Source organism: Methanoculleus sp. (assembly GCF_035363275.1).
Lineage (GTDB): Archaea > Halobacteriota > Methanomicrobia > Methanomicrobiales > Methanoculleaceae > Methanoculleus.
On sequence record NZ_DAOSET010000068.1, the window covers coordinates 1 to 10,766 of the forward strand.

Sequence of the window (10,766 nt, forward strand, 5' to 3'; positions counted from 1 at the left end):
GATCCCGGCGTCCATGTCGGAGAGGATTGAGACTATGGCGCCCTGCTCGGGAACTGGTGGAAGTGCAAGTTCGAGTTCTGCAATGTGATTCTTTGAAATAGCATATACCGAAATACCCGTGGCGATACGGGTAAGGGCTAACTTAAACGCAGGGATAAATTGTAGATACGCCTTAAACCCCCTAGCCCATTGCTCGGGATTACCCCGACACAAAATGGTGTGAAGGCCGGCAATTACATTTTTCCCCGATATACCCTGAACCTCGACGCTCTTGCCTGTTCCTTCAAGATCTTCAGATGCGTCGACCATAATGAGGTCGCCATCTTCCAGATAGGTGGCATTTCCTATTTTTCCTCGATCAATGTAAGGCAGCACACACACAGTACAATCTAGGACGGGCTTTGTTTGTGCATGGACGTCGCCATAGTGGATGTACTGTATCCCTCCATCGTCATTCAGGTCTGCTCTAGGATTATTGGCTGTTGGTAGGAAAGTGATAGTGTCTCCCAGTCGCTTCGTCTCCCATTTCCCGGTGAACCCCGGCAGCCTCATCTTCCCGGTGAGGAGCTGCTGCATGGCGGCCTGCTTGATGGCCCGCTTCTTCTCGATAAGCGCGTCCAGCGCCCTGATGAGCCCGTCCACATCGGAGAGGGCGGTGGCGATGGTGTATTGCTCGTGGATGTGAGGGAGAGGTATTTTCAGATTCTTGAAATATGGGAGACCGATGGTTTTGATCGTGTTTCCGATTGCAATGCGTTCAAATTCGCCCTTTTTAGATTGAAGCCAGTAGTAGAGGAAGTGATTATTAATATTTGGGCCACATCTCCAAGCCATAAAGTGTTGGCTCACAGCCATCGCTTGACCCATAATAGCGCTCTTGCCGACACCTGCATCGCGGGTTAATACAACTGTTTCGGGGGGATGAATTACAGCAGAAGAGTTTTGGATTCCGGCAGGGGTAATCGTCGAAGTTGTCTCGTAAATGTAACCATTATCAAGCTTTGGTGAATCGGCTAAAGAGATCCATGGTATAGATCCGTCCCAGTACTCTGGATGCTTCTTATCTGGAGTATGGCCACTACCACGTACCGCAATCGAATCAAGGAGTGATACTGACCAATCCTCCGGTATCATTCCCACTTCCGTCCGCTTATACCCCGGCGGCACTTCCTCCACCCCTGCCTGCCGGTCGGTCATTCTCCTTCCTCCTCCTGGTGCTGCACCTCTGCCAGTTCACGCTCGATCTCCTCGACCGTCGGCAGAGCGGATTTGAGATGAGTCGGGAGGGCACGGGTCAACTCGTAGGTCGATATCCCGATGGGCTTGTCGATACCCGATATGCTGTACTCGGCGAGCAGGTTATCCTTGCTCTGGCAGAGGATCAGGCCGATCGTCGGCTGGTCGTCCGGGTGACGGAGCAGGTCGTTCACCACGTTGCAGTAAAAGTTCAACTTCCCCGCATACTCCGGCCTGAACCTCCCCCGCTTCAGATCGATCACGATAAACGCCCGTAGCCGCAGGTGGTAGAACAGCAGGTCGATGTAGAAATCCTCTCCCCCGACATCCAGACGATACTGCCGCCCGACGAATGCAAAGCCCTGCCCCAGTTCGAGCAGAAACTTCTCGAGATGGCAGATGAGCGAAGTTTCGAGCTCGCGCTCGTGGAATGGCTCGTCGAGCGTGAGAAAGTCGAAGATATACGGGTCTTTCAGAGCCTGCTGTGCGAGATCCGACTGCGGAGAAGGCAGGAGTGCGCTGAAATTCGTGACCGCCTTTCCCTGCCGTGCGTGGGCCTCTGTCTCAACCTGTATGGCAAGCACGTTTCTGCTCCAGCCGTGCGCGAGGGTCTGCTCCATATACCAGAACCGGGTCGGGAGGTGCTTGACCTTCTCCATCAGGATAATTTGATGAGCCCAGGGAACCGCCCAGAACACCTCTCGCGGAATGTGCGCCCCCGTTTCCGGCATAGATGATCGCCCCGCCGTTTGTGCCACAGGTGGTGGCACAATTCCACCCCCGCCGAGCTCCGGGTACTCGCGGTAGAAGGCGAGCATCCGCTTGATGTTCCGCTCCGAAAAGCCCTTCACCTCCGGCAGCTCGTTCTTCAGCGCCGAAGAGAGGCGAGGGATGACCGCAGCCCCCCATCCCTCCGAACGCTGCCGCTCGTGAATGATCCGACCAACCTCCCAGTAGAGCCGGACGAGCTCGGCGTTGACCGCCAGAACCGCCCTGGTCCGTGCCGAGAGGATCCGCTCCTTCACGTCGACGAGCAGGCCGGCAAAATTGTCTGGCGTAACGTCCGCTCCATCTCTCATCCCCACTCCAACCCCATCCTCTTCAGGTGCTCCTCGACCTTCTTGCCGAACGCCTCCACCTCACGCTCCAGCTCCGGCAGCGGGCGGGCATACCGCTCGTCGAGTTCCTTCACCCGGCCGGCGAGCCGCTGCGTCAGCCGCTGCACCTCACCCTCGACGGCAGCCCGGATCGAAGCAAACCACTTATCCTCCACCACCAGCGTCCTGATCTCGTCCACTGTGAGGGTCGTGTAGCGGGCCAGCACCCGCTCGTCGAGCGCCGCCCGTGCCTCCTTCACCGCTTTGCCGGCCCGGGACTCGGCCTCGATCAGCGCCATGACCCGCGTGAGGGCGTCGCGCTCCTCGGCAAACTCCGGACTCCTGCCGATCTCCTTCAACCGGTCGTTCACTGCCTTTCTGGTGACGTTCCCCTTCTCGTTTACCGCGTCCTCGAGCAGCCCCTCCTCCCCGGTATGCTCCTCGACGAACTCCTCGAGTTCGCGGGCGGCGGTCTCCTGCCGGGCAGCGAGGTCGTCGATGGCCGCCTGCTCAGCGGCGAAGTAGCGGCTGACGATCAGGGCCGGCGGGATCAGGTCCATCTTATACTTCCGCCGACCGATGACCAGATCCGGCGTCTCCTTGATCTTCTTCTCCTTATCCTCGATGATCCCGCGGGGCTTCGCCCCTGCGACCCACCCCTCGGCGGCGACGAGATCGACGTCGTCCTGCATCCCCCCGGCCCAGTAATCCATCAGGCACTGGTAGGCGTCGTGCTTATCCAGCAGTGGCAGGCCGGCGAACCGCACGACCATATCCTCCGAGAGCGCACGGACGACCTCCCGCGGTTTTGCGCCGGCATCGAGCGCCCAAAGACGCGGCTCGTGCGCCGCCCGCCACTCGTCAAAGACGGCGGCGACCCGGGCCGCGTAGGCCGCAAACTCCGCGTGGGCGAGGATGGTCGCCTTCACCTGCGCCGGCTCGACCTTCGGCTCCAGGTACCCGGGCCGACCGTTCGACCGGAACAACGCATCCCGCAGCGTCGGGAAGACCGACCAGTAGCGCTCCAGGGCGTCGACGTCCCGGCCCGGGATGCCGCCGCTTAAGTGGGCGTCCAGGTCGTGGAGGTCCTCGGGCTCGCTCGAATCGATGTAGCGCGGGATGTTCAGGTTGTAATCGTTCGCACTGCTCGCAATCTCCGCGATGGGGACCATGCGGGAGTAGCGGGGCACCTCGATCCGGTTGTTGAAGACGTCCACGATCTTGCGGATATCCTGCGACCGGAGTCGGTTCTTGTTCCCGTCCTTCTCAAACCCTCGCGAGGCGTCGATCATGAAGATCCCCGTCCGGGAAGAGGCGTTCTCCTTGTCGACGACGATGATGCAGGCCGGGATACCCGTCCCGTAGAAGAGGTTCGGGGGCAGGCCGATGATGCCCTTGATTAGCCCATGCCGGACGAGGTTCCGGCGGATATCGGCCTCCTTATTGCCGCGGAAGAGCACCCCGTGCGGGAGGATGATCGCGCCCTTCCCGGTGCTCTTGAGCGACGTGATCAGGTGGAGGAGAAACGCATAATCGCCGTTCTTCGCCGGCGGGACGCCATACTCAAAGCGTTTGAACTCGTCGTTCTCCGGGTCGAGCCCGTTCGTCCAGGCTTTGGAGGAGAAGGGAGGATTTGCGACCGCGAAGTCGAACTTCTTCAGGCTCCCGTCGGGGTTCTTGAAGTGCGGGTCGGCAAGGGTATTGCCGCGCCAGATCTCCGCCCCCGGATGGCCGTGGAGGATCATATTCATCCGCGACAGCGCCCAGGTGGCGTTATCCATCTCCTGGCCGTAGATCGTGATTCCCCGCGGGGCTTCGTCACTCGCCTTGAGGAGGAGGGACCCCGACCCGCAGGCAGGGTCGTAGAGGGTCTGGTCCTGGCGGGTATCAGGACCGATGCCGACCACACGGGCGATGACCCGCGAGACCTCGGCCGGGGTGTAGAACTGCCCTTTGCTCTTGCCCGACTCGGTGGCGAAATGCCGCATCAGGTACTCGTAGGCATCACCGAGCAGATCGTCGCCCTCGGCGCGGTTTGCCCGGAGGTCCAGGCCGTCGAAGATCGCCACCAGTTTGGAGAGGCGGTCCTGCATCTCTTTCCCGCTCCCGAGCTTCGCCTCATCGTTGAAATCAGCCTGGTCGATGACCCCCTTGAGCCCGTTCGCCTCTGCGAGCCTGCCGATAATCTTGTTGACCTTATCCCCGATCTCCTTGTCGCCCTTCAGCCTCACCATATCGGCGAAGCTTCCTCCTTCAGGCACCTCGATGATCGCGTCCTCCTTCCCCGCGTACTTATCGGAGACGTATTTTACGAAGAGCAGCGTGAGTATGTAATCCTTGTATTGTGAAGCATCCATGCCCCCACGGAGTTCATCGCAACTACTCCAGAGCGAACGATAGAGTTCGGATTTTTTGATTGCCATGGTTTTCCTCCCTTATGTATTCGGTTTTTTGTCCGGTCATTCTTCCACAGATTTTGAATAATCTGACTTCAGGGTATGCGGATCTCTTGAATTTGCCGCAACCCGGGTTAGATTCAATTCGGACTGATGGATGTTAATGTTTTGCACCGGGCAGTCCCGATACGTCGGCGCAAACAGGATGCGACCCTCCGTTCCCGTTGGCCTACCCGGGCCGGCGTCTCCGCCACGAGTGCTCTCGGCACCTTTTTCCGAACACGGAGTACATTGCCAATGTATGACCCACTGGATCGCCTCCTCTAACCGCGACAACGCCAGGATCCTCGATGCGAAGCAGATCTGGGGAGTGCCCAAACGAAACAAAACCCTCATGCAGCGGGTGAAGCCCGGCGACACCATCCTCGTATACGTCCGGCAGGAGAAAGAGGGCGACACGCTCCTCCCCTCCGCGATAACCGGAGCCTACGAAGTCATCTCTGAGCCCTACGAGGACCAGGCGCCCATCTTTGTCACCCCGCCGCAGATGGGCGACGAGGTCTTCCCCTACCGCATGAAGGTCCGACCGATCGCGGTCTTCCCCGAACCCCTTGAGTTCAAGCCACTGATCGGGGATCTCAGATTCATCACGAACAAGACGATGTGGAGCGGCCACCTCAGGATCGCCATGCGCGAGATCCCCGAGGAGGACTACCGGCTCATCCTCAGGCGGGCAGGAGTGGAGGCCTGAACCATGCTCGAGTGAAGACCCCGGCCTTCAGGCCGGGGATGAATGCACCCCCAGATCCGTTCACTTTCACCCCACACGGCTATTCTTTATGCCCAGAAGAGCCCAATATGCCTGTAGAGCCGGGTGGGGCACACCCGGCTCACGCTTGCGGAGATCGGGACCGCTCCACCGCCGGCCCTGGCGATGCACGTCCCGGTCAACGAACCCGGAATCTCCCGGGCTTTAGCCCGGGGAGAGTGTCAAGTAGTATATCCAGATGTTCGGAGCTCGACTTTGAGCAGATCGTCCCGGCTTCGAATAGCCATCCCCCTCCGGTGGCGGCCGGGCCGGTAGGAGAAGGCGTTTCTCCTGACGGATATGAACGAGGAGTGCATCATGAACCGCCATAGAAGATCCGGGGATCACAGAAGAGAAAGCCCGGCGTTCGGCAGGATCTCCACAATATCGTACGAACAGGGGTGGAACTATGAGCGGAGATGAAAAGAAACTGATACGAAACAGCACGGTTGAATTTTTGCTATTTACCTCGGCCGCCGGTGAAGACTCAATCGAGGTCAGGTATGAGGACGAAACCATCTGGTTAAGCCAGAAGATGATGGCGGCGCTCTTCGATGTGACGGTTCCGACAATAAACGTACACCTGAAAAACATCTACGAAAGCGGCGAGTTGACCCGTGATGCAACTATTAGAAAATATCTAACAGTTCAAATCGAGGGTGATCGTGAAGTTTCACGGACTCTTGACTACTACAACCACGGACATATACGCTACAAGCCTCGACTACAACAGGAATGCACCAACAACACGCGAGTTTTTCGCAAACGTTCAGAACAAATTACATTTTGCGATACATGGGAATACTGCGGCTGAACTGATAATGGCACGTGCCGACAGCAGAAAGAAGCATATGGGCCTTAGCACCTGGGAAAAAGCCCCTGACGGGAAGATACTCAAAACCGACGTATCGGTCGCGAAAAACTATCTGAACGCAACAGAACTTGAATCACTCGGAAGAATCGTCAACGCCTGGCTTGACCTTGCTGAAGAGCGTGCCAGAAGAAAGATCCCGATGACTATGGAGGATTGGGCAAAACGCCTTGACCGGTTCCTTGAGTTCGATGATCGCAAACTGCTCGAAGACCGTGGAAAGGTCACAAAAGAGATGGCAAAGGAGTTCGCAGAGAGTGAATTTGAGAAGTACCGGGTTGTTCAGGACAGACTTTTTGAGAGCGATTTCGACCGGATGCTAAAGGAGGCCGCCCCGCCCGAAGGAGAGGAACGGGATAACAAAAACAATGAGACTACTGGAGACCTGAAATAAAATATCCCGTGGTGGGCGGCACCAGACGGGAGGAATACTTGATGGGTTGTATTCTGAGTGCCCGCTTCCGGAAATTAACGTCAGCGATATTGCTGGCGATCTGCATATATCCAGATATCTGCCGGCTTTTCCGTACTTGATGGGTACTTGATCCCGGCCCATGAAATCACCCGCATTCAGTTTCCGGTAAACGTTGCCGAGCGATAGAACAAGGGCATCGATGTTCTCCTCAGCCGGATGGTGAAATCGTATGCCTCGTGTCTCCAGACGTTACGCAGATCTGGATGTCAAATCTTACTCACATGTTCCCCTTTCGGGGTGCCATGGATGGGCAATCTACTCTTCAACAGCGAGGATGCTCACTGTTTCTTCAGGCCTTATTCCCCGGAGATATGAAACACCGTCGACGGTTCCTTCACGCCGGCGGCCGCCCGCCCGTCCGGTCTCCCAGATACCGGACATCGTGGAGGCTGGTTTCCGAAAGAATGAGTTCCCGGTTGGCGATGATGTGACGGTAGTCCCCGGTATAGAGCACCGTGCCGTCGATCGCCGCGGCGACGTCGTGGGCGTCGAGGAGCACCTCGCAGTCGTCGTAGTCGTCGATGACCGCACTGAACCGGTCCCAGATCTCGCGGTAGGGCTCCGTTCGTGCGTGGATGGCCAGCGCCTTCCGGTCGTCGAGGACACAGCGCCGCCGCCGGCAGAGTTCCTCATACCACTCCTTCACCGCGAGGAGCGTCTTGTGGGCCGCTGCCGGCTGCTCGCGACAGAGTTCGGCCACACGCCGGAGAAGCGGGACGGTCTTCCACCCCCGGCTTTCGGCCTCGGCGAGGAGGGTATCTGCCGAACCGTCCCTTTTTAAGTGCGCAACCGCCCGCCGGAACTCGCGGACGAGATTCTGCTGGATGGTGTGGCACCGGCCTCCCGTCCCGTCCCCGAAACACTCGGCCCAGACCCCTGTGCTCGAATGGTTCGGCTCCGGATCCTCGAAGACGTCCGTGGCCTCAGTTCCCCAGGTGTCGGCGACGTGAAAATAGTAGCCGATGAGAACGTTACTGTCGAGGAAATAGGGCAGGTTACCTCCTCCCTGCCGGCGACTCGCTGCACGCGAGATCGCGGGAGATGCGCATTGCCATATCGACGAGAGCCGAGACCTCGCCGTCGGAATCCGGTGGGGGCGAGGGCGGATTATCGCGGGTGATCGCGTCCCGCTCGGCGTTGAAGCGCCGCTCCGCGGTGTCGCAGAACTCCTGCAACTGCTCCTCGCGATACACACCCGGGATCATATCCGTCGCGACGATATGCGAGACGAAGCAGAGGGCATCGCAGCCTTCGGTCGCAAGTGCGGGGGCGTGCGAAGGGTTGTGGCGGAGCGTCGAGCGGTAGGCGTCGTCCCACGCCAGGTATGCGTCGTAGAAGATCTCAAGGGCGGGCAGGGGATACGCCGCGATGAAGCTGTCCAGGACCTCCTCGACGGTGGCAATCCGCTCCGCATTCAGGGGGTGGAGCGCATTGCTAACCTCTGTTGAGAGAGGGAGGATGCCTGTGCAGAACGTGCGCTCAAAGCCGTCGGCATGCAGGCCGGACTGTTCCAGATACATTCTCTCGCGGCGGTTCAACTGGAAGTACTCGAGAGGGATATCTTCTCCATCTGAAAGCTCCTTCCAGAGACGGAAATAGTGGGTAATGTCACTGATGAGATCCGTTTTTTTAAACTTCATCCACTGGAGCACCGACCAGAGGAGGACTCGCTCGTAAGGTGTAAAGATGGTGAGAACTGCCTTGCTCCTGGGTCTGTATTCGTACGACTCGTAGGTATTTCTTCGGGAAAAACCGCCCGGATCTCTTCTTTCCGTATGCGTATTTGCTGTTGGGACCTGCACTTCAAAATATGCGTTCGATTCCGACGTTAATTGGAACGCCGCAGCCTCCGCAGGTCCTTTCGGCATGCGGATGTAAGTCGTCCCGCAGAGCGTTGTCCCTCGCTGGTTGTAGTAGATGAGGTCCACAAAGAAGATGAACTTCAGGAGCTTCGTCCGGCCGATGCGACCGTTCTGCTCCACCGCGTATAGCAACGCATTGATCAACTTCTGCTTCCGCATCCCATCACCTCGAACTTGAGACTACCGCTATAATCGGGAAACAAATCTGTATGTGTGCGTATTACCGGTACTAAAAGATAACCCTTTCTGAACGCAGGGATTAAGGCGCGATTGGCAGCCGGGACGGTAAGAGAACGTGCTCCGGTCATCCCGAGCACAACCGCCGGACCCTGGCGGGGCACGCGTCGTTGCTCGCACCTGGCGGTGCTCGAACTCCTGCCGCTCGCTACGCTCCCGCCAGTCGTTCACCGCACCCCCTCCCTCGCGTTCCCCTCCCGCACCAGCCGGGCATAACACCCCTCGCACCTAACGGTGCTCATGCTCCGGTTCTGCGAACCGTCGCACCTCGCAGAGGCTCGTCTGCGCCTCCCGCGAGCGGTAGACCGCCTTTCCCGTATCGCAGAGATCGCACCGGCCGAGCTCGACCTTCACCCGGAGAAACTCCCGGTGATCGAGGACCCCCGATAGGGGCTCTTGCGGCATGGGCCCTCGCCTTGCATCTCTTTTCAGCGTAGTACAGCCGGCGATGCCAGCCGGAGGGCGACTGAATGGCGTCTGATTGATGTTTCCGCCCCGTGATACCGGTATCCCGGGACCGGTTCCGGCATTGTGGGTTTCACACGCACCCGCAGACGCACTCACCACGGAGCCGGTACCGGGGACTGTGGGTATGTTCTGCTGTACTTCAGTACTGAAAGGGAGACGCCTCTCTCTATCGGTACAAAGATCGGCCAATTCAACGTCGTTTTGAGCCGCTTGATCGTTGCACCCGGTGCTGGAATCCTGCGGTAACCCTGCTGCAATGTCGAAACCGCCAGTGCTCCCGCTCAAGTCTGGTGGCCCCCCCGGGTTATCGGGACCACCATCCCGGTCCCCATCCAGCCAGACCCCGCCGCCATGGGCCCAGCGCCGGTAGACAGCGCAGTCGAAGGAGAAGAGGTGCTCCCGCCGCCGCATCGCGTATCCTTCCACATCCTCGGTGACCATCGTATCGAAGAAACTGACCGCCGGGCATTTCTCAAGGAGACCGGAGTAGGCCGTCCCCCGGCTCGTATAGCCGTGGAGGATACGATAGGTCTGGTGGTAGGAGAGCCCGAGCGCCTCCTGGAGCATCTTGATCGTGAACTGCTCCCAGCCCATCGTCGCCACCGTCGCGAGCGCTGCGGCCTCGTTCTTCGTCGTCTTCGTCTCCTGCCCCCCGGTCTCGCCGTTGATCGCCGCATAGACCCGGGCCGCCGCCGTGAAGTCGTCCAGGTTTGCCCTGATGCCTCCATCATACGCCTCTCTCTGGAAGCGGTGGATGAGGGCGGAGGCCTTGATCAGGTCAAAGAGGATACCCGGGTTGCGACGGTTCGTGGTCGCTGAGAACTGCACGCTCCGGGCATACGGGATAGAGACGTGCGTGCGAATCCCCTTGAGGATCTGCCAGATCTCCCGGCAGATCACGAGATCGGGGTCCTCGCCGTCGCCGCCGTCCTCCCTCACCTCCCGCTCCTTCATGTACCGGAGCACCCGCTCGTCCTGTTCGAGGGAGTCATCGATCCAGACCGTGAGCATCCGGTTCGCCACCTGGTCGTCCCCGGCGTCCTCGACCTTCGCGAGCCACCAGACGCACCGCTCCGGGATGCGGCAGATCTGGAGTTTCCGGTCGGTGGTCACCGTCTGGTGCTCGATGCTCACCCGGAAGTTCGCGGTTGCGGCCTTGAGAACTTCCTGCAGGTCATCAGAGAGCGAGACATCATCAAAGAGGAAGACGGTCCCGGGTTGCAGGCTGCCGTTGTAGTAGAGGGCCTTATCCGAGACCGTGCCGGCGAGGCGGTACTCCTCCGGGACCTGCTGGAGCATGGTGGTGCAGGCGTGGC

General features: G+C 59.1%; 8 protein-coding genes and 1 pseudogene. 3 read left to right on the top strand and 6 right to left on the bottom strand.

Features of this window, described 5'->3' with window-relative positions:
- The 3 genes from PLN84_RS11570 to PLN84_RS11580 all read right to left on the bottom strand — a co-directional run.
- Nucleotides 1-1,197: restriction endonuclease subunit S (locus tag PLN84_RS11570; protein ID WP_348532090.1), on the bottom strand; the 1,197-nt coding region annotated here is incomplete at its 3' end.
- Nucleotides 1,194-2,315, bottom strand: coding sequence for a PDDEXK nuclease domain-containing protein (locus tag PLN84_RS11575; protein WP_292385900.1), 1,122 nt, complete (start codon nucleotides 2,313-2,315; stop codon nucleotides 1,194-1,196). The genes PLN84_RS11575 and PLN84_RS11570, both read right to left, overlap by 4 nt.
- On the bottom strand, nucleotides 2,312-4,756 hold the full coding sequence (locus tag PLN84_RS11580; RefSeq protein WP_292385899.1) for a type I restriction-modification system subunit M: 2,445 nt from the start codon (nucleotides 4,754-4,756) through the stop codon (nucleotides 2,312-2,314). Before PLN84_RS11580 ends, PLN84_RS11575 begins: the two co-directional genes overlap by 4 nt.
- Before the next feature lie 274 nt (nucleotides 4,757-5,030).
- Here PLN84_RS11580 and PLN84_RS11585 point away from each other — a divergent pair, with 274 nt between their 5' ends.
- The 3 genes from PLN84_RS11585 to rhuM all read left to right on the top strand — a co-directional run bounded on the left by PLN84_RS11585 (nucleotide 5,031) and on the right by rhuM (nucleotide 6,802).
- Nucleotides 5,031-5,480 carry an EVE domain-containing protein gene (locus tag PLN84_RS11585; protein ID WP_292385897.1) on the top strand — a complete coding sequence of 150 codons (450 nt, stop codon included), beginning with the start codon at nucleotides 5,031-5,033 and terminating at the stop codon, nucleotides 5,478-5,480.
- Nucleotides 5,481-5,946: 466 nt separating this feature from the next.
- On the top strand, nucleotides 5,947-6,351 hold the full coding sequence (locus PLN84_RS11590) for a hypothetical protein (RefSeq protein ID WP_292385957.1): 405 nt from the start codon (nucleotides 5,947-5,949) through the stop codon (nucleotides 6,349-6,351).
- Nucleotides 6,242-6,802: a RhuM family protein gene (gene rhuM, locus PLN84_RS11595; protein WP_300033279.1), complete on the top strand. Its 561-nt coding sequence runs from the start codon at nucleotides 6,242-6,244 to the stop codon at nucleotides 6,800-6,802. Before PLN84_RS11590 ends, rhuM begins: the two co-directional genes overlap by 110 nt.
- A 415-nt stretch (nucleotides 6,803-7,217) precedes the next feature.
- Here the strand turns inward: rhuM and PLN84_RS11600 are convergent, their stop codons facing one another.
- The 3 genes and pseudogenes from PLN84_RS11600 to PLN84_RS11610 form a co-directional block, all read right to left on the bottom strand.
- Nucleotides 7,218-7,583 carry a hypothetical protein gene (locus PLN84_RS11600; protein WP_292385895.1) on the bottom strand — a complete coding sequence of 122 codons (366 nt, stop codon included), beginning with the start codon at nucleotides 7,581-7,583 and terminating at the stop codon, nucleotides 7,218-7,220.
- Nucleotides 7,584-7,878: 295 nt separating this feature from the next.
- Nucleotides 7,879-8,904 (bottom strand): type II toxin-antitoxin system antitoxin SocA domain-containing protein, encoded by a 1,026-nt coding sequence (locus PLN84_RS11605; protein ID WP_348532091.1) that lies wholly within the window; start codon nucleotides 8,902-8,904, stop codon nucleotides 7,879-7,881.
- Between the two features lie 306 nt (nucleotides 8,905-9,210).
- Nucleotides 9,211-10,766: pseudogene (locus tag PLN84_RS11610) on the bottom strand (hypothetical protein); the annotation flags it as partial.